Consider the following 21460-nt stretch of genomic DNA (forward strand, 5'->3'; position numbering starts at 1 on the left):
CTTGTTATTCCTAGTTAATGTAATTATTTTAGTTTCGTTTTCTAAGTGATTAACATTATACTTATGGCTTAAATATCTATATTCTACAAGTTGTTATGTTTTTGTTCAGGTATTACATTTGAAAAACTATCAATTTATCTACTCTCAAAATTTATACACAAATTTCAAGTTAGCATAATGTTTATAACTATTAATGATAAATAAACTTTGTTTGCTAGCTGTAGTAGATGATAGCCAAAAAAATTATTAAATTATGAATTATTTTTTAATATTTTAAACCAATGATGGAGTGCTTGCTTATTGGGTTTTAACTCAACAGCTAACCCACCTGTAAACTCCTTCCATTGAGTTAAATATTTTTTATTTGTTAATGTTAGTATTGGAATATCATTACTCATTAAAGCAAGCATTTCTGCGATAAAACCTTTACCTTCTGCCTCTGCTGTACCAAATCTATTAATAATCACTAAATCAGCTTTATCTGCTAATGCCTTACGTAGTACAAAAGCTGCAGCAGCTAACTCACCTAAATCTAAAGAACAGGACAGTGATTCCTTACCTAATTGTTGAGAAATAGTAAACTCTTGGTTATCATTTAAATTATAAATAACCATTGGGTTTCTACTATGTTTGGTTAAAAGCCCTTGCACGTTCCAGCCTGCTGTTTTCAACTCATTAACAAATTCCCTTATTAACCAATCATATTCTCCAGCACCAGTATGAATAATAGTTGCTACATTAATATTTTCATTTTTCATGGTGCTTTACTCTTTAATATTTTAAATGGTTATGATTTCTTTATAGTAAAAATATTCTCCTAATAGTATATCTTTAAATATAGAGTAACATTTATCTAACAATAGAAAATACAAACTAAACTATACAAAGGACGCATTATCTATAGAAAAACGATGCCATAAAAAACAATAAGTTGAAAAAATTTTAAAATAACCTAATTTTCTAAGTTAAAGACTTTGTTACAAATACAAGAATATTTTAGTCTAAAGCATAATAGAGTTAATAAACTCAATGAAATAAATTAATTCCACATTTCAAAAAAGTTTGGAGTTAATCATGAGTTCTAACAAATTATGTGGTAGCACTATTACCGTTAAAGATGGCACAGTTATCTATTATAAAGATTGGGGATCAGGACAACCGATTGTATTCAGTCATGGTTGGCCTTTATCAAGTGATGCTTTTGAAGATCAAATGTTATTCTTAGCTTCTCACGGCTATCGTGTTATCGCTCATGATCGTCGTGGTCATGGCCGCTCTTCTCAACCCTGGGAAGGTCACAATATGGATCAATATGCTGATGATCTAGCTGAATTAACAGAAGCATTAGATTTAAAAGATGCTATCCATGTAGGTCATTCAACTGGTGGCGGTGAAGTAGCACGTTATATTGCACGTCATGGTACAAAACGTGTTGCTAAGGCCTCATTAATTGGTGCAGTTCCTCCTATTATGATTAAAACAGACTTTAATCCTAATGGTTTACCCAAAGACGTATTTGACAATATTCGCAAAGGTGTACAACAAGACCGTTCTACATTCTTCTATGAATTAGCTGATACTTTCTATGGTTTTAATCATAAGCCTTCAAAATCTGCTGAAGGCTTGAAAAAGAGCTTTTGGCTACAAGGTATGATGGGTTCAATTAAAGCTTTATATGATTGTGTAAAAGCTTTTTCTGAAACCGATCAACGTGAAGATTTGAAAAAAATGACTATTCCAACATTAGTTATTTACGGTGATGATGATCAAATCGTACCACCAAAATCTTCAAGTGAGGCAGCAGCTAAACTTTTACCAAATGCAACTGTAAAAGTATACAAAGGCGCTTCTCATGGTCTATGTAGTACACATAAAGATCAAATAAACGAGGATTTATTAGCTTTCATTAAAGGTTAATAACTAATTTGATCGTAGCAAATTAGGATCTCTTTCCCTTAAAAATTAGTGATTTTTCTATTTTTAAGGGAAAGCATTTTTTAACTGTCCCGCTATTCCTTACGCTCTCCTTCTCTCTATTTATAATAAAAAGATAATTCTACTTACAAATAATAGTGTGATTTTTATATGAATACAGGTAGTATTAACGGTTTTATAAGATATTAAAAATTGGTATTAACTAACCGTTATGTTTAAACCTTTTCCCATTTTTGTTGGATTACGTTATACGCGCGCTAAACGCCGTAGCCATTTTGTGTCATTTATTTCTTTTACCTCTATGCTAGGACTTATTTTAGGGGTAATGGTAATGATCTTAGTATTATCTGTTATGAATGGCTTTGATCGTGAAATGCGTGAACGTGTACTAGGTATGATTCCTCAAACTACCATTGAAACCTACCAACCTATAGATGATTGGCAAGTGCTTGCTAAAAACATTAAACAAAACCCTGAAGTAATTGGTGTGGCTCCCTTTTTAAAAATGCAGGGTATGTTAAGTTTTAATGGTCAGATTGAATCTATATTGGCAAATGGTATAGATCCACAAGCAGAAAATAATGTATCCATTATTAGTCAATATTTCACAGAAGGTAAATTAGATGATTTAGTACCTAGTGAATTTGGGATTATTATTGGTTCAGGTATTGCCAAAAAATTAAATGCAAAAATAGGTGATAAAATTACTTATATTATGCCAGAGGCATCTGTTACGCCTGCTGGTATATTTCCTCGTATGAAACGCTTTACTGTTAAAGGCATTTTTCATGCAGGAACAGGTGAATTAGACAATCACTTTGCCATGGTTCATATTCAAGATGCTAATCGTTTAGTTCGTTTGCCTGTTAACCAAACACTTTCTTTACGCTTACAATTAAAAGACTTATTCCAAGCTAATGAAGTAGCTATGGATGTATTAAAAAACCTACCTAACCCTCGTAGCTTTTATGCAACCACATGGAAAAGTAGCTATGGCGGTTTATATCAGGCTATTCGTTTAGAAAAGAATATGATTGGCATGTTGTTGTTGTTAATTGTAGCTGTGGCTGCTTTTAATATTATTTCCACCTTAGTGATGGTCGTTACTGATAAAAAATCAGATATTGCTATTCTCAGAACGCTAGGTGCAACACCAACAGAGATTATGAGTATCTTTATGGTACAAGGTACTATCATTGGTGTTATTGGTACGTTTATTGGTGCTATTTTAGGTGTCTTAGCCGCTTTAAAAATCAGCGATATATTAGCTTGGATACAAACTATAACAGGTCATCAATTTCTTAATTCGGAAATTTACTTTATTGACTATATCCCCTCACAAATCATGATAAAAGATGTTGTGATTATCTGCGGTGCTGCCTTGTTATTAAGCTTCTTAGCTACTCTTTACCCAGCTTGGCGCGCAGCACGTATTCAACCTGCAGAGGCATTACGCTATGAGTGATTCTTTAGTATTAAGTTGTAAAAATTTAGGCATGACCTATAAACAAGGTCCTAATGCTGTGCAAGTATTATCAGGTGTTGAACTTCACTTACAAGCAGGTGAAAGAGTGGCTATTATTGGCCAATCCGGTGCTGGCAAAAGTACTTTACTCAACCTATTAGGAGGTTTAGATACCCCCACTTCAGGTAGTGTATGGTTAGCAGGTCAAGAACTCTCAGCTTTAAATGAAAAAGCACGTGGTTTATTACGTAATAAAGCACTAGGTTTTGTCTATCAATTTCATCACTTATTACCTGAATTTTCAGCATTAGAAAATGTAGCTATGCCATTATTAATTGGTAAAACTGATATTAATGAGGCTGAACAAAGAGCAACAGAACTATTAAAACGCGTTGGTTTAGAACATCGCTTGAAGCATAAACCTTCTGAATTATCAGGTGGTGAAAGACAAAGGGTTGCTATCGCTAGAGCGTTAGTCAATAAACCACAACTGGTATTACTTGATGAGCCGACAGGTAACTTAGATCAACATACAGCACAAAGTATCCAAGCATTAATGTTGGAGCTTAGTAAATCATTAAGTACTACATTCTTAGTCGTTACTCACTCATTAGAGTTAGCCAGTCAAATGGATAGAACATTACGTTTGACAGAAGGAAAACTAATAGAAGAAGTAAAAGGATAAGCTATGTTTAGACCTTTTACACTATTTGTTGGCTTACGTTATATTAGAGCTAAACGCCGTAACCAATTTATCTCTTTTATTTCATTAACCTCTATGATCGGCCTAGCGTTAGGTGTGATTGCTATGATTACTGTACTATCCGTAATGAATGGCTTTCAAAAAGAAATGAGTGGTCGTATCTTAGGCATGGTGTCACACGGTATTATTACCCATCAAGGACAACCTATTGATAATTGGCAAACTATAGCCCAACAAGTTATCAACAATCCTAATGTAGAAGGCGTTGCTCCAATAACACAATTACAAGGCATGCTTTCCTATCGAGGTAAAATGAGCCCTGTAATGGTGAGTGGTATTGATCCTGAACAGGAAGATAAGGTTTCTATTCTAAGTAAACATATTACCTTTGGTAGTTATCGCGATCTTAAACCAGACGAATTTGGCATTATTGTCGGGGAAGCTATTGCAGGCAATCTAAATTTAAGAGTGGGTACTCCCCTACTTTTAATTGTACCTGTTGCCAGTAATACAGTTAGTGGTATTACGCCGCGTATGCAAAAAGCAGTTGTTGTAGGTACTTTCCGCGTTAATGCTGATATTGATAATAGCCTTGCCTTCATCCATTACAGTGATGCTGCAAAAATTAAACAATGGCAGCCTAATCAAGTAGAAGGTATACGTTTAAAACTGAAAGACCTTTATAAAGCACCTACTGTTGTAAAAAAACTAGCTCAAGAACTAGGAGCTAATTATCAAGGTGAAGACTGGACTAAAACTCAGGGTAGCCTATTTAGTGCCATGAAAATGGAAAAAACCATGATTGGTCTATTATTGATGATAATTGTCGCGGTAGCGGCTTTTAATATTATTGCTACACTCATTATGGTTGTATCTGATAAACGCTTAGATATTGCTATTCTAAGAACGCTAGGAGCAACACCCAAACAGATTATGAGTATCTTTATGATACAGGGTACGGTTATTGGTTTAATTGGTATTATTTCAGGTACTGTATTAGGTATTCTACTTACTCAATATATTAATACAGTAGCTGGTTGGTATGAAAAATTAACAGGCAGTGAAGTATTTTCTAGTGATGTATTTGCTATCAACTTCTTACCCGTAGATATGCAAATGAGTGATATTATTACTGTATGCATTGCTGCACTTGTATTAAGTTTCTTAGCCACTTTATATCCAGCTTATCGAGCCTCTAAAACTCAACCAGCTGAAGCGTTAAGATACGAATAAATACTGGATGGTTATTAATTAAAGTCATAAGGATATGACTAAACAATTAGGCTAAAATTATTTAAAACCAGTAACATAATCATTTAATATATTTTGAAAGGCAATATCCAATGCGTAAAGATAAAAAACAAATCATTGGCGAACCCATGACAGATGAGCAAGTTAAAGTATTTCTAAGCGCAGAACCTACTGCTGATGCTTCTGCTCCATTACATAAACTAATGCGTGCTTATCATAGTCTGCGTATAGAAGACTTCGAACGTTTTTTAAGTTTCTTTAAGCAACAAGGCCTATCGTTAGATTGCCAGAATGATGAAGGCAAAAACTTTGCTGATTTAATAGCTGATCAACGTTTAGCCAAACCTTACATTAATGCTTTTGAAGAAGCTAGAACTAGCTAAAAACATGTTATTAAGGGCAATCCAATTATCTCTATTATCATTAAGTATCTTGATAGTGGGTTGCCAAACTCAACAACAGCAAACTTGTCTACAAATCCAACAACAAACTTTAAATCTACCTAATACGCTACAACTCGCTGATTATCATATTGTTATTAATAAAAAACCAGTGAAAGGTATTGCTAGTAACCTCTCTGCCCTTACTTGGAACCAAGATACTCAGACCCTCTTTGCTACCTTAAATAAGCCACCCACTATTGTTGAACTATCTACTACTGGTGAGTTACTAAGAATTATTACAACAAAAGGGATTCGTGACCCTGAAGCCATTGAGTATATTGGTAATAATCAATTTATTATTGCTGATGAACGCCATCATAAATTATTAAAAGCCACTATTGATAAACAAACGACTCTAATTGATGGTCATTCATTACCACAAATGAAAGTGGGTGAAGTGCAAAAGTTTAATAAAGGGCTTGAAGGATTAGCTTATAATAGCGAATCAAAAACGATTTATGCTTCTAATGAATCTGATCCTATTACCATCTATAAAGTAACAGGTTTTATTGAAAATCAAAATATAACAGTAACCGAGCTTAATAGAAACTGGTCATTATTGCTTGATGATATTTCAGGTTTACACTTTTACCAACCATACCAACACTTGTTAGTATTATCTGATGAATCAAAACTTATTTTAGAAGTAGCTGCAGATAATCAAATAGTAGGTTGTATGCCATTAATAAGAAATCAACATGGCTTATTAAGTAATATTCGCCAACCAGAAGGTATTACCATGGATGATAAAGATAATTTATATATAGTAAGTGAACCTAATTTATTTTATAAATTTAGTAAGAAGTAAACCCTAAAACCATCAACTAATTGACAGTTTTAAGGTTTATTAAGATTATTCTGTATCAACTATTTCTTTAGTAGTTTCTTTGCTCTCTTTAACCTCTTCCACCGTCATTCCATCAACTCGTTGGAAGCCTCTAGGTAATTTATTACCACGTCTACCACGCTCACCACGATAATGCTCAAGATCAGCAGATTTTAAAGAGATTGTACGTTTACCTGATTGTAAAATAAGACTAGCTTCTTGAGGTAATACAGCAATACTCACCATATATTCCTCACGATTCGCTGCGCGACTGCTACTAATATTAATAATCTTATTCCCTTTACCCTTACCTAACTGTGGCAAATCAGCTAAAGGGAAAACTAATAAACGGCCTTCATTGGTTACTGCAGCAATCATATCTTGTTCCACATTCTTAATTGGCTGTGGAGTAATTACTTTAGCGTTTTGTGGTAAGGTTAATAAGGCTTTACCTGCTTTATTCTTAGTCTGTAAGTCTTCACCTTTAACGACAAAGCCATAACCCGCATCAGAGGCAATAATATATAAAGCATTGTCCTCAGGTAATAATACACATTCAAAATTAGCCCCTGCAGGTGGATTTAAGCGGCCTGTTAATGGCTCACCTTGTCCTCTCGCTGAAGGTAGCGTATGACTAGCAATGCTATAACTACGCCCTGTGCTATCAATAAAAACCGCTGCTTGATTAGAGCGACCAATGGCACTTGATAAGTAACCATCCCCTGCCTTATAAGATAAAGTTGCAGGTTCTAAATCATGTCCCTTACCACAACGCACCCAACCTTTATCAGAAAGTACCACGGTAATAGGTTCAGTAGGTAATAGTTCATTTTCAGAAAGTGCTTTTGCTTCAGTACGTTGTACTATTGGAGAGCGACGCTCATCGCCATAAGTATCAGCATCTTGAATAATTTCTTGACGAACTAATGAGCGTAATTTGTTTTCATTATTTAATAAACTAAGTAGTTGCTCACGCTCTTTTTGTAACTCATCTTGCTCACCACGAATTTTCATTTCTTCAAGACGTGCTAATTGGCGTAATCGAGTATCAAGAATATAGTCAGCTTGTAATTCAGTTAAATTAAAGGTTTCCATTAAGACAGGTTTAGGTTGCTCTTCAGTACGAATAATCTCTATTACCCTATCTAAATTTAGGAAAGCAATTAATAAACCTTCTAATAAGTGTAAACGACGCTCTACTTTATCTAAACGGAATTGTAAACGGCGACGTACCGTATTAATACGATATTTTAACCACTCAGTTAACATTAACAGCAAGCTTTTAACCTGTGGTTTACCATTAAGGCCAATCATATTCATATTGACCCTATAGCTAGACTCCAACTCTGTAGTAGCAAACAAATGCTGCATTAACTCTTCAGTATCTATGCGATTAGAGCGTGGCACAATCACAATCCGAGTTGGATTCTCATGATCAGACTCATCGCGTAAATCAGCCACCATTGGTAATTTCTTCGCCTGCATCTGCCCTGCTATCTGCTCTAATACTTTAGCACCAGAAACTTGATGTGGTAATGCAGTAATGATTACATCGCCATCTTCTACATTATAAACAGCGCGCATTTTTACAGAACCACGCCCTGTTTCATATATATTCTGAATATCTGCTTGAGGTGTGATAATTTCTGCTTCTGTTGGGAAGTCAGGGCCTTGAATATACTGGCATAAATCAGTTAATGTTGCTTGTGGATTATCAATTAAATGAACACAAGCATTAGCCACCTCCCTTAAATTATGGGGTGGAATATCAGTAGCCATACCTACTGCAATGCCTGTTGTACCATTTAATAATAAATTAGGTAATCTAGCAGGTAGTGTAACTGGCTCATCCATTGTGCCATCAAAGTTTGCTTGCCAGTCAACAGTACCCTGTCCTAACTCGCTTAATAGTATTTCTGAGTAACGTGACAATCTTGCTTCGGTATAACGCATCGCTGCGAAAGACTTAGGATCATCTGGAGCACCCCAGTTACCTTGCCCATCGACTAGAGGATAGCGATAAGAAAATGGTTGCGCCATTAATACCATCGCCTCATAACAGGCACTATCACCATGAGGATGATATTTACCTAATACATCACCTACCGTACGAGCCGATTTTTTATGTTTTGAATCAGCTGATAAGCCCAACTCACTCATGGCGTAAACAATACGTCTTTGTACTGGTTTTAAGCCATCACCAATATGAGGTAAAGCTCTATCCATAATAACGTACATGGAATAGTTTAGATAAGCTTGCTCAGTAAATGTTTTTAACGATTGGCGCTCAACACCATCTAAACTCATATCTATTATTTCACTCATTACTAATTACTCTTATACTGACGTAATATCAATTGGTTATTACGTTGGGTAAACTCTAATTGCCTTAAAAAACTCATACCTAATAGCACTTCATCATCCATATTTGGGGCAATAGTTGCACGCACATTTTGTATTTCAATACCACCTAAAGTCACAGTGTCCAATACTGTTGCCCAACCACGAACCATACCATTAGCAGTTGATAAATCAACCGGCATTTGTTTTTTCAAATTTAATCTATTAGCTAATGATTCAGACACAGCTACTTGTGTTGCTCCTGTATCTAACATAAATGTAACTGTTCGACCATTAATATGACCAGTAGCCATATAATGGCCACCACGGCCACTGTCTAAAACCACCTCTATATAATTACTAGCATAGGTTGATTGAGGATTTTTATTGGGATTCATTTTTCCCTCTTCCCAGCTAGCAAAGAACTTTACTGCTAATAACATACCTACTAACCAAGCAATTATCATCATTGTTTTGCCAGCGCCTTTGCCTGCTGGTTGCTGATTTTGATCAGTCATTTAGCATTCCCTCTGTTGCTAACCATCCTTTGTTTGGTACTTCAAAACGCCAAACAATAGGGCGATCTTCTCCATCTATCCGTTTATTCGCATTATCATTATCAAGTCCAATCCATGCACCTATATCATCAACCCATAATGCTTCAGGCATACCATATGCTCTATATTGACGTTGTGGTTGTAATCCTTCCTCAGCAAATGACCAACATTGCTCTACTTCCGCCTTCAAGTTACGACGGCAAACTCGAAAAGCACCACGCTCTAAAGTAAATAATTTTTCCTTATAAAAAACTAAGTCAGAAAAGTCTCTGGCATCAACACGATTTTTTCGACGAAACTGCTTAGGGAAAGCCTCCCTATCACCCTCTACTAATAATACACATTGTTGATTTGGACATTGCCAACCTTGCTCAGCGTCATATTGCACAGCTAATATACCGCGCTTATTACGCTCTGCCGCTAACCACAATCTTTGACCATCAGGCGATATAGCTATCCCCTCTAGCATTTGATTGATCTTTTGTAATAACCCCTGTTGTTTAGCTTGTTGCCATAAATAATCAGGTAAAGGTAACCATTTTGGTTCACCCTGCTTAGGTACTTTTAATACGGCTAGATAGGCTTCACTTACAATATAACGATTACCCTGTGTATCACAAGTAACACCTTCATAATCGTAAGCACCTCCACGCACCATACCAATCCCTAAATTAGCTAAACCACCCCAAACAGGCAAAGCATTAGTAGGGACAGAAGGAGGATCGAAAGTTTCTGCTTCTGCCCTTAAAATAGAAACTTTATTCAACTTGCTATTATCTTGTTGTTTAACCAATTTATAGAGCTGCGTATCACTACGATCCGAAATAGCTAATAACTCATCACCACACACAGCAATACCTGATAAATTACCATCTGGCATATTATCAACTGCATATTCGGTTTGTAATTTAAGCTCTGGCCATTTAGGTGGTGCAATTATAGTATTATCAACTTCAGCATAAACTGAAATCGATAATACTATTAATAACAATGCTAAACTTCTATTTAGCATTAAGCTAATACCTCAGCGAGGTTTCCTTTTTCTTCTAACCATTGCTTACGATCAGATGCGCGTTTTTTAGCCAATAGCATATCCATCATTTCTCGCGTTTCTTCAAAATGATCTAAGGTTAATTGTACTAAACGACGAGTATTAGGATCCATAGTAGTTACACGTAATTGAGAAGGATTCATTTCGCCTAACCCTTTAAAGCGCGTAACCTGTACTTTACCCCTTTTCTTATCAGCAGCTATACGATCTAAAATACCGTCTCGCTCACCTTCATCTAAGGCATAGAATACTTCTTTCCCAATATCAATCCGATATAAAGGTGGCATGGCAACATAAACATGCCCTGCTTCTACTAATGGCCTAAAATGTCGAACAAATAAGGCACAAAGCAAAGTAGCGATATGTAGTCCATCAGAATCTGCATCAGCTAAGATACAAATTTTGTTATAACGTAACTGGCTTAAATCATCTGAATCTGGATCAATCCCCATAGCTACTGCAATATCATGTACTTCTTGTGAACCTAATACCAGACTACCATCTACTTCCCAAGTATTAAGGATTTTACCACGTAATGGCATAATAGCTTGGAAGTCTTTATCTCTTGCTTGCTTAGCAGAACCGCCTGCAGAATCACCTTCTACTAAAAATAGCTCTGAACGGCTAGTATCTTGGGTGGCACAATCTGATAATTTACCGGGTAACGCAGGCCCTTGTGTAACCTTTTTACGCTCAACCTTTTTACCTGCACGTAAGCGCTTACCTGCATTACTAATAGCAAATTCAGCTAGTTGTTGACCAATCTCTGGATTAGAGTTTAGCCATAAACTAAAGGCATCTTTAACAGTCCCCCCTACAAAACCAGCTGCTTCACGGGAAGATAAACGTTCTTTAGTTTGCCCTGAAAACTGAGGGTCTTGCATTTTCATAGAAAGTACAAAACTGATACGTTCCCAAATATCTTCAGCAGCTAACTTCATATTTTTAGGTAATAGATTACGAAACTCACAGAACTCTCGCATCGCATCTAATAAACCTTGGCGTAAACCATTAACATGGGTGCCACCTAGCGGTGTTGGAATCAAGTTAACATAGCTTTCTTGTAATAACTCACCACCTTCAGGTAACCAAAGCACTGCCCACTCAACCGCTTCTTTAGTTCCCTCTAGATTCCCCATAAAGGAAGTTACTGGTAAACATTCAAAACCTTGCATAGCTTCAGCTAAATAAGACTTTAAACCATTCTCATAATGCCACTCAATATGTTCTTCGGTATTTAAATCGTCAAAAGAAATCGTCAAGCCTGGGCAAAGAACTGCTTTAGCTTTTAAAAGGTGTTTGAGACGTGATAATGAGAATTTAGCTGTATCAAAATAGCTGGCATTTGGCCAAAAACGCACGCTAGTTCCTGTATTGCGTTTACCTGTTGTACCAATGACTTCTAATTCAGATGCCTTATAGCCATTTTCAAAAGCCATACGGTATTCATTACCGTCACGCTTTACATGTACTTCTACTCGATGAGATAAGGCATTAACAACAGAAATACCCACACCATGTAAACCACCTGAAAATTGATAGTTTTTATTAGAAAATTTACCACCTGCATGGAGCTTAGTGAGAATTAACTCTACCCCTGAAATACCTTGCTCAGGGTGAATATCTACAGGCATACCTCGACCATCATCCGTTACCTCTAATGATTGATCAGTATGCAAAATAACTCGCACATTTTTTGCAAAGCCAGCTAATGCTTCATCAACGCTATTATCAATAACTTCTTGGGCTAAATGATTAGGTCTGGTTGTATCTGTATACATACCAGGGCGTTTACGAACAGGGTCTAAACCTGATAAAACCTCAATTGCCTCAGCTGTATAAGTTGTGTTCGCCATATACTCTCTTTAATCTAAAACCAATTATTTATTGGGTATTTCTGCCCAATCTAAAATCTCAGGTACACGTTCAGCAAAGTCTGCAAAACTATGATCACCACCCTCGTCAATAGTTAAATCACAGTTTTTATACCATTCTTTGGCAAAACGATAATCTATTACCTCATCACCTGTTTTTAACCATACTTTAAAACGTTCTTTATCTGTTGGCATGGGTGTTTCTAATGTAGCAAGCTCTTTAATATAACTCTCTACAAAAGCCTGCTCACTATCATAGGCGTCTTTTAATATTTTCCCTATTTCATCAGTAGCCCAGAGCTGACTATCTTGCAAGCTTTCCTGCTCATTAAATGTTTTACCCAAAAACCGATGAGGTAAAACGGCTGGATTAATCAATACAGCTTTTAATTGATACCGTTCAGCTAAATAAGTTGCATAATAACCACCCAAAGAGCTACCTATTAGAGTAGGTTTTTCTAAACTAAGTATTACTTCTTTAAGTTGATCAATAGCTTCTAGTGGACTTACAGGTAAATTAGGTGCTCTAAAGTGGCTAATTTGACCTCTTTCTAACATTAAATCTTTAACTTGTTGACACTTAAATCCCTTAGCAGAGCTATTAAAACCATGTACATATACTAATGATTTCATTGATTTGATCCATTCTCTATAATAAATGACAGTTAAAAGACTATTAGTATATTGTGATTAAGCTTAACAATAAACCTTTATTAATGATTGTTTGATTAAAGTTATTTCGGTATAATTACGTGCTTCATTTTTTCCCTGCTGGGAGTTGCCATGTTACGCATAAATCAAGAAGCACTTACCTTTGATGATGTCTTATTAATCCCTGGATATTCTGAAGTTCTGCCTAATACAGTTAGCCTTAGAACTAAGCTATCCCGTGGGATCGAACTCAATATTCCACTTATTTCAGCTGCTATGGATACTGTTACCGAAGCTCGACTTGCTATTGCCATGGCGCAAGAAGGTGGCATTGGTATTATCCATAAAAATATGACTATTGAACAACAAGCCTCAGAAGTTCGCAAAGTAAAGCGTTTTGAAGCAGGCGTTGTACAGCACCCTATCACTATAGAAGCAGATAAAACTATTGGTGACCTATTAAAAATCACTAAACAATATAATATTTCGGGTGTACCTGTACTTGCTAATGGTAACTTAGTAGGTATCGTTACTTCACGTGATATTCGTTTTGAAAGCAACATGAATACCAAAATTCATGATGTGATGACCCCTAAAGATAAATTAGTGACAGTTAAAGAAGGCGCTAATAAAGAAGAAGTAAGACAACTCCTTCACAAACACCGTATTGAAAAAGTACTTATCGTTAATGATGACTTCCAATTGAAAGGCATGATGACGGTAAAAGATATTGAAAAAGCAAAAACTTATCCATTAGCCACCAAGGATGATCAAGATCGTTTACGTGTAGGTGCCGCAGTAGGCACAAGCGCAGAAACTCCAGACCGTATTGCTGCCTTAGTTGAAGCAGGTGTTGATGTTATTATTATAGATACTGCTCATGGCCACTCTAAAGGTGTACTTGATCGCGTTCGTTGGGCTAAACAAACCTATCCAAATCTACAAGTCATTGGTGGCAACATTGCCACAGGTGAAGCAGCCATTGCTTTAGCTGATGCAGGTGCAGATGGTGTTAAAGTAGGTATTGGTCCTGGCTCAATCTGTACTACACGTGTTGTAGCGGGTGTTGGTGTGCCACAAATTTCTGCTATTGCTAATGTAGCCGCTGCTTTAAGAGATAGAGATATTCCCTTAATTGCAGATGGTGGTATCCGTTTTTCTGGTGACCTAGCTAAAGCTATTGCAGCAGGAGCTTACTCTGTTATGATGGGTTCTATGTTAGCAGGTACTGAAGAAGCCCCCGGTGAAATTGAACTTTACCAAGGACGTTCTTACAAATCCTATCGTGGCATGGGTTCATTAGGTGCTATGGCACAAGCTCATGGCTCAAGTGATCGTTACTTCCAAGACACATCTGCAGGCACTGAAAAACTGGTGCCTGAAGGTATTGAAGGCCGTGTACCTTTTAAAGGTGCTGTAGGCGCAATCGTTCACCAAATGATTGGTGGTTTACGTGCAGCAATGGGCTATACTGGTAGTGGCGATATTCCAACCATGCGTACTCGTCCAGAGTTTGTACGTATTACTGGCGCAGGTATGGCTGAATCACATGTACATGATGTGCAAATTACTAAAGAAGCACCTAACTACCGTGTTGGTTAAAAATCTCTCCCCTTACCTAAAATAAGGGGATTTTCCTTTTATGTTCTGCCTTGATGGATATCAATCATGACTCAAGACATTCATGCTCATCGCATCCTTATCCTTGACTTCGGTTCTCAATATACCCAGCTTATTGCTCGCCGTGTAAGAGAAATAGGTGTTTATTGTGAGCTACATCCATTTGACATGGATGAACAAGCCATTCGTGACTTTAATCCAAAAGGCGTGATTTTATCAGGTGGCCCTGAATCAGTACACGAAGCCAATAGCCCTCGAGCCCCACAAATTGTATTCGAACTAAACATCCCTATTCTTGGTATTTGCTATGGTATGCAAACTATGGCAGAACAACTAGGCGGTAAAGTAGAAAGCTCTACTATACGAGAATTTGGTTATGCGCAAGTAGATGTAATTGGCAAAGCGCGCTTATTAGAGGGCATCGAAGATATTATTAAAGATAATGGTACCCCTGCTCTTGATGTATGGATGAGTCACGGTGACAAAGTAAGCCAACTACCCCAAGGTTTTATACCTCTAGCTACCACACCAAGCTGTCCTTATGCAGGTATGGCTGATAATGAGCGTCATTGGTATGGCGTACAATTTCACCCAGAAGTAACTCATACTAAACAAGGTGAACGCATACTTTCTCGCTTTATCTTAGATATTTGCCAATGTAAAGCACTATGGACACCTGCCAATATCATCGAAGATATGATTAATAAAGTGCGCGAACAAGTAGGTGATGCTAACGTATTACTAGGCTTATCAGGTGGAGTTGACTCATCTGTAGTAGCTGCCCTACTTCATAAAGCCATAGGCGATCAACTAACCTGTGTATTTGTAGATAATGGCTTACTTCGTCTCCATGAAGGTGATCAAGTAATGGCTATGTTCGCTGAAAACATGGGTGTTAAAGTTATCCGTGCCGATGCTGAAAAACTATTTTTAGATAAATTAGTTGGTGTATCAGACCCTGAACAAAAGCGCAAAATTATTGGTAATACCTTTATTGAAATTTTTGATCAAGAATCTAACAAACTAACCAATATTCAATTCCTAGCACAAGGCACTATCTATCCTGATGTCATTGAATCAGCAGGTGCTAAAACAGGTAAAGCCCATGTAATTAAATCACACCACAATGTCGGTGGCTTACCTGAAGATATGAAATTAAAATTAGTTGAGCCGCTACGCGAACTATTTAAAGATGAAGTCCGCAAAATCGGTTTAGAGTTAGGTTTACCCTACAATATGGTATATCGCCACCCCTTCCCTGGTCCAGGTCTAGGTGTTCGTATACTTGGTGAAATCAAAAAAGAATACGCTGATCTACTTCGCCAAGCAGACCATATCTTTATTGAAGAACTCCACAAAGCAGATTGGTATCATAAAGTTAGCCAAGCCTTTGTTGTATTCCAGCCCGTTAAATCAGTAGGCGTGGTAGGTGATGGTCGCCGTTATGCGTGGGTAGTAGCATTACGCGCTGTAGAAACCATTGACTTTATGACCGCACGTTGGGCGCATTTACCTTATGAATTGCTTGAAAAAGTATCTAATCGTATTATCAATGAAATAGAAAATATTTCACGAGTAACCTACGACGTATCAAGCAAACCACCTGCAACAATTGAGTGGGAGTGACATCAAGTCCCCACTAGTTCTATAGTGTAAAAGAAAGCCAGTATTATCAATAAATATACTGGCTTTTTATCAATGAATGATATTACTAACGAGCATTCTCTCCAAAATCTCTTTCAAAGGCTTCTACTAATTTATCTTGCCAATCATTTAAAGATGAGATAATGTTTTTAGAACTTTCGCAAGATAATCACAAACATAAACTTAGGCAATGCTAATATGCAAAAAACTATTTTAAGCTTACTAATAGCAACCAGTTTGGCTGGTTGTACTTCTTATATTCATAAACAACCAGATCCGGTAACTATTGAAAATGAGAAATTTGTTAATATGCCTAAAGATAAGGCATGGACTGCTACTTTTAATCAATTATTTAATAATGTTTTTTCTGTTCAATCCTCAGATAAAGCAACAGGTACTATTGTAGCTACCTTTAAAACAGATCGCCCTGCTAATTATATTGATTGTGGTTTAGTAACTAGTAGTTATATTGATAAGGAAAAGGTAACTAAAAAATACTCCTATAATTATGCTGAATCTACAGAATATATTTATGAAAAGAACAGACAGGATTATGATGCGAAAGTAGAAACCGATCTTGATGCCACCATTACTGCAAAAGTGGCAGAATCTGGTTCAGTTACTACTGTAACTATCGATGTTGAATATACATTAAATCGTAATACAACATCTACGAATCAAGCCGATAAAACAGAATTGCCTATTGAAAAAGAACAAATCAAATTTACATCGACAGAACCTTATAAGACAGAGAAATTTTCTTGCATATCAACAGGAACAATTGAACATAATCTATTAAATGGTATTAAGTAGATTGAATTAAAATTTTGTAAGCAATAAAAAACCGTTATGACAAAAGACATAACGGTTTTTCAGTATTAATAACGTGCTAACTAATTGTCATTAAACTTGCGTTACCACCTGCCGCAGCAGTATTCACACTAATCGAACGCTCAATTAATAAACGCTCTAATGGAATACTAGTTTCACCTTGTGCTAAACCATGAACGCTAACAATAGCACCTTTACGATTAGCTACAATACGGCAAACTTCTGCTAATTGATCACAATCACCATGATAAAGCACTGCATCATAATGGCTCTCAGGCTTTTTCCAATCAGCAATAAATTTAACATGCTGTTGTATTTTTTCAGGCAATTGAGAACGTAATTTAGCATACTCATCAGACCATAATGCAATTGCACCCACAGATAAGACAGCAGCTAATTGTACTAATAAATCTTGTTCATTATTAGCTAAACAAAGAATATCCTGTCTTGCTAATAATTCATAACTATTACGCTCACCTGTTGGGCCTGGTAATATACGCAAGGTCCCTGCTTGAGCAATATGATAGAAATCGTCTGCTAGTTTACTAATACCAGCATATTCTTTCTTATCTGCCCATGTTTTGAAGCTTTTGATTACTTCTTCAATAGCGGCTTTACCTATATCTTCTGTGGCAATACCATCATCACGACGAATGAGTGATTTAGCTACAGCATCTTCTGGTTTAGTTGCTAATAGTCGGTACATATAAAGTGGTCCACCTGCTTTAGGACCTGTTCCAGATAAACCTTCGCCACCAAAAGGTTGTACACCTACTACGGCACCGACAATATTACGGTTTACGTAGATATTACCTACATGCGCTTTATCAATTACTTGGGCAATAGTTTCATCAATACGGGTATGAATACCCATGGTTAAGCCATAGTTAAGCTTATTAATTTGCTCAAGTAGTTTATCTAGATCTTTACGGTTATAACGAATTACGTGTAACACAGGACCAAACACTTCACGTTGTAGCTCTGTAATACTTTCTAATTCAATTAACGTTGGCACTACGAAAGTACCATTTTTAATTACCGCATTACTATAGATAGCTGATTGATAAACCGTACGACCTTTATTACGCATGGTTTCAATATGTTTATCAATAATTGCTTTAGCATCAGCATCGATCACCGGACCAATATCTACTGATAATAACTCTGGATTACCTAATTGATTTTCATCCATCGCGCCTTTTAACATTTCAATCGTACGATCAGCCACATCCTCTTGAATGCAGAGCAGTCTTAAAGCGGAACAACGTTGCCCTGCACTATCTAAAGCAGATGCTACGATATCAACTACTACTTGCTCTGCAAGCGCAGATGAATCAACAATCATAGCATTTTGACCACCTGTTTCAGCAATCAATGGAATAGTATGCCCATGATCATCTAAACGACCAGCAATAGTTTTATTGATAATTTGTGCTACTTCAGTAGAACCTGTAAACATGATACCTTTTACACGAGGATCAGCAGTTAATTTAGAACCAACAGTTTCGCCACGACCAGGTAATAACTGCACTACACCTTTAGGTATACCTGCTTCTAACATAATACGAATAGCTTGTGCGGCAATTAATGGTGTTTGTTCTGCAGGTTTAGCAATTACCGTGTTACCTGCTGCCAAGGCTGCTGCTACTTGACCTGTAAAAATAGCCATAGGAAAGTTCCACGGACTAATACATATTACAGGGCCTAGAGGTCGATGAGAATCATTAGCAAAATCACTTCTTGCTTGTTCAGCATAATAACGTAGGAAATCTATTGCCTCTCGAATCTCTGCAATCGCATTGTTATAGGTTTTACCTGCCTCACGCACAATAATCCCAATCAATGTCTGCATTTCAAACTCATATTGATCTGCAATACGCTCTAAAATAGCTGCCCGCTCCTGTGGTGGAGTGGATTGCCAAATAGGCGCTGTAGCTACTGCACAATTCAAAGCTACATCAACATCCTGTTCGCTTCCCTCATAAACCTTACCCACAATATCATTGTGATTTGCAGGATTTGTTACTGGCTGTGCGTTACCTAAGGTAACATCCTCCCCTAACATGGGAGCAGCTACCCACTCTTCAGTAGCACTATTTAATAAAGCACTTGAAAGAGAGGCTAAACGGTTTTCATTGGAAAGATCAATCCCTCTAGAGTTAGCACGACCTTTGCCATAAAGCTCTACTGGTAATGGAATACGTGGATGTGGTAAACCCATTTGACCTTCATGATGAGCTAATTTTTCAATTGTTTCCACTGGGTCTTCAATTAACTCATTAATTGAAATAGATTGATCAGCCACACGGTTTACAAATGAAGTGTTAGCACCGTTTTCAAGTAAACGACGGACCAAATAAGCTAATAATGTTTCATGCGTTCCCACTGGTGCATAAACACGACATGGACGGTTATATTTACCATCAGCTATTTTACCCACTACTTGTTCATAAAGTGGTTCCCCCATGCCATGTAGACATTGGAACTCATATTGACCAGGATAATAGTTATTACCTGCAATATGATAAATAGCCGCTAACGTATGGGCATTATGTGTTGCAAATTGAGGGAAAATGGCTTCTGGTACAGCCAATAACTTACGAGCGCAAGCCAAATAAGAAATATCAGTGTAACACTTACGTGTATATACAGGATAACCTTCTAAACCATCTACTTGAGCACGTTTAATTTCACTATCCCAATAAGCTCCTTTTACTAAACGAATCATTAAACGATGACGACTACGACGCGCTAAATCTATTACATAATCAATCGCATAAGGGCAACGTTTTTGGTAAGCCTGAATAACGAAACCAATGCCATTCCAACCTGCTAACGCAGGTTCAAAACAAAGTTTTTCTAATAAATCTAAAGATAACTCTAAACGATCAGCCTCTTCAGCATCAATATTAATACCAACATCATATTGTTTAGCTAATAAGGTTAAATTAAGAAGTTGTGGGTACAACTCTGTCATTACTCGATCGTACTGGGCACGGCTATAACGTGGATGTAAGGCAGAAAGTTTAATGGAAATACCAGGCCCTTCATAAATACCACGACCATTAGACGCTTTACCAATAGCATGAATAGATTGTTCATAAGAGATATAGTAGTTATCAGCATCTTTCTTAGTTAATGCTGCCTCACCTAACATATCATAGGAGTATCTAAAACCTTTGGCTTCAAACTTACCTGCATTAGCTAATGCTTCGCCAATAGTTTCACCTGTTACAAACTGCTCTCCCATCATTCGCATAGCCATATCAACGCCTTTACGAATGAGCGGTTCACCACTCTTACCAATAATACGATTTAAAGAACTGGTTAGTTTAGTTTCATTATGAGTAGCTGTTAATTTACCTGTAATTAACAACCCCCAAGTAGCGGCATTAACAAAGGTTGACTGGCTTTTACCAACATGTGGATGCCAATTACCTTTACTAATTTTGTCGCGAATTAGTGCATCACGAGTTTGTTTATCAGGAATACGAAGTAACGCTTCTGCTAAACACATTAATGCTACACCTTCATGAGATGAAAGTGAGAATTCCTGTAACAATCCTTGCACCAAACCGGAACGACCACCTGCACTTTTTTGGTTCCTTAATTTGTTAGCAATATCAAAAGCCATTTTATGAACAGATTGTGAGTCTTGCTCATTAAAGCGTGCTTGCTCAAGCATTAAAGGAATAATTTCTGGTTCAGGGCGACGATAAGCAGCAGTAATTGAAGCTCGCAATACTGATTGTGGATGAATACTTTCAGCAAACTCTAAAAATGGTTGAGTTGCAACTGTTGCTGTATTGTTATTAGTAGGTAACTCATCTATTTCTGCATTGGCTTGAACACCTAGCAAATCATCAATGGATGCTCCCTGTTCGATTTTTTCTAAATAACTAAAAATTGCTTGCTTAATCAGCCAATGAGGTGTTCTATCAATTCGCTTTGCTGCCTCTTTTAAACGTTGGCGCGCTGCATCATCTAACTTAACACCCAGAGTTGTTGAAGCCATAGTCAAACTCCACAAGATTATAAAAAAGAATCTAAATAATAAAAAAGTTAGTTTTTACCACTTACTTTTTTGTGTTATTTTTACCCATTGTAAAAATATTGGAAAATATCATTCAATATCCATGCCAAAAGGTGCAACCGATATTTTTTAAGGTTGCACCTTTGTTCGGCACACTTATTGCAAGTTATTTTAGACAGGGAGAAAAAAACAGGAAAGTCAGGTTAACTTAAGCATTATATTTTAGATAAACAATA

At 36.8% G+C, this 21460-nt stretch carries 16 protein-coding genes; 9 read left to right on the top strand and 7 right to left on the bottom strand.

Annotation, left to right across the window (positions count from 1 at the left end):
• Positions 1-251: 251 nt before the first annotated feature.
• Positions 252-758 (bottom strand): DUF2478 domain-containing protein, encoded by a 507-nt coding sequence (locus tag MTZ49_RS12305; protein WP_264745832.1) that lies wholly within the window; start codon positions 756-758, stop codon positions 252-254.
• 316 nt (positions 759-1074) lie between these two features.
• Here MTZ49_RS12305 and MTZ49_RS12310 point away from each other — a divergent pair, with 316 nt between their 5' ends.
• The 6 genes from MTZ49_RS12310 to MTZ49_RS12335 all read left to right on the top strand — a co-directional run bounded on the left by MTZ49_RS12310 (position 1075) and on the right by MTZ49_RS12335 (position 6605).
• Positions 1075-1917, top strand: coding sequence for an alpha/beta fold hydrolase (locus MTZ49_RS12310; protein ID WP_264745833.1), 843 nt, complete (start codon positions 1075-1077; stop codon positions 1915-1917).
• A 229-nt stretch (positions 1918-2146) separates the two neighbouring features.
• Positions 2147-3400, top strand: a complete 1254-nt coding sequence (locus MTZ49_RS12315) for a lipoprotein-releasing ABC transporter permease subunit (RefSeq protein WP_264745834.1) — start codon at positions 2147-2149, stop codon at positions 3398-3400.
• On the top strand, positions 3393-4085 hold the full coding sequence (gene lolD / locus MTZ49_RS12320) for a lipoprotein-releasing ABC transporter ATP-binding protein LolD (RefSeq protein WP_264745835.1): 693 nt from the start codon (positions 3393-3395) through the stop codon (positions 4083-4085). Before MTZ49_RS12315 ends, lolD begins: the two co-directional genes overlap by 8 nt.
• Before the next feature lie 3 nt (positions 4086-4088).
• Positions 4089-5336 (top strand): lipoprotein-releasing ABC transporter permease subunit, encoded by a 1248-nt coding sequence (locus tag MTZ49_RS12325; RefSeq protein WP_264745836.1) that lies wholly within the window; start codon positions 4089-4091, stop codon positions 5334-5336.
• Positions 5337-5446: 110 nt separating this feature from the next.
• A complete protein-coding gene (locus MTZ49_RS12330; protein ID WP_264745837.1) occupies positions 5447-5737 on the top strand; it encodes a PA4642 family protein in 291 nt (96 codons plus the stop codon).
• 4 nt (positions 5738-5741) lie between these two features.
• Positions 5742-6605 carry an SdiA-regulated domain-containing protein gene (locus MTZ49_RS12335; RefSeq protein ID WP_264745838.1) on the top strand — a complete coding sequence of 288 codons (864 nt, stop codon included), beginning with the start codon at positions 5742-5744 and terminating at the stop codon, positions 6603-6605.
• 45 nt (positions 6606-6650) lie between these two features.
• Here MTZ49_RS12335 and parC read toward each other — a convergent pair whose 3' ends face one another.
• From parC to MTZ49_RS12360, 5 genes are read right to left on the bottom strand one after another with little or no spacing between them, the layout of a single operon-like run.
• Entirely contained in the window at positions 6651-8948 is a 2298-nt protein-coding gene (parC, locus tag MTZ49_RS12340) for a DNA topoisomerase IV subunit A (protein WP_264745839.1), read from the bottom strand.
• A gap of 2 nt (positions 8949-8950) precedes the next feature.
• The gene (locus tag MTZ49_RS12345; protein ID WP_264745840.1) at positions 8951-9481 is read right to left on the bottom strand and encodes a TIGR02281 family clan AA aspartic protease; all 531 of its coding nucleotides are present in this window, start codon (positions 9479-9481) and stop codon (positions 8951-8953) included.
• The gene (locus MTZ49_RS12350; RefSeq protein WP_264745841.1) at positions 9474-10532 is read right to left on the bottom strand and encodes an esterase-like activity of phytase family protein; all 1059 of its coding nucleotides are present in this window, start codon (positions 10530-10532) and stop codon (positions 9474-9476) included. Before MTZ49_RS12350 ends, MTZ49_RS12345 begins: the two co-directional genes overlap by 8 nt.
• Positions 10532-12427 (bottom strand): DNA topoisomerase IV subunit B, encoded by a 1896-nt coding sequence (gene parE / locus MTZ49_RS12355; protein ID WP_264745842.1) that lies wholly within the window; start codon positions 12425-12427, stop codon positions 10532-10534. The genes MTZ49_RS12350 and parE overlap by 1 nt, the downstream gene beginning before the upstream one ends.
• A gap of 24 nt (positions 12428-12451) precedes the next feature.
• Positions 12452-13078 carry a YqiA/YcfP family alpha/beta fold hydrolase gene (locus MTZ49_RS12360; protein ID WP_264745843.1) on the bottom strand — a complete coding sequence of 209 codons (627 nt, stop codon included), beginning with the start codon at positions 13076-13078 and terminating at the stop codon, positions 12452-12454.
• Between the two features lie 150 nt (positions 13079-13228).
• Between MTZ49_RS12360 and guaB the strand changes: the two genes are divergently transcribed.
• From guaB to MTZ49_RS12375, 3 genes are all read left to right on the top strand, one after another.
• Positions 13229-14698: an IMP dehydrogenase gene (guaB, locus tag MTZ49_RS12365; RefSeq protein WP_264745844.1), complete on the top strand. Its 1470-nt coding sequence runs from the start codon at positions 13229-13231 to the stop codon at positions 14696-14698.
• Between the two features lie 66 nt (positions 14699-14764).
• On the top strand, positions 14765-16342 hold the full coding sequence (gene guaA, locus MTZ49_RS12370) for a glutamine-hydrolyzing GMP synthase (protein WP_264745845.1): 1578 nt from the start codon (positions 14765-14767) through the stop codon (positions 16340-16342).
• 216 nt (positions 16343-16558) lie between these two features.
• Positions 16559-17173, top strand: coding sequence for a hypothetical protein (locus tag MTZ49_RS12375; protein ID WP_264745846.1), 615 nt, complete (start codon positions 16559-16561; stop codon positions 17171-17173).
• 76 nt (positions 17174-17249) lie between these two features.
• Here the strand turns inward: MTZ49_RS12375 and putA are convergent, their stop codons facing one another.
• Positions 17250-21206 carry a trifunctional transcriptional regulator/proline dehydrogenase/L-glutamate gamma-semialdehyde dehydrogenase gene (gene putA, locus MTZ49_RS12380; protein ID WP_264745847.1) on the bottom strand — a complete coding sequence of 1319 codons (3957 nt, stop codon included), beginning with the start codon at positions 21204-21206 and terminating at the stop codon, positions 17250-17252.
• Positions 21207-21460 lie beyond the last annotated feature (254 nt).

Origin of the sequence: Entomomonas sp. E2T0, assembly GCF_025985425.1 — a bacterium.
Taxonomy (GTDB): Bacteria; Pseudomonadota; Gammaproteobacteria; order Pseudomonadales; family Pseudomonadaceae; genus Entomomonas.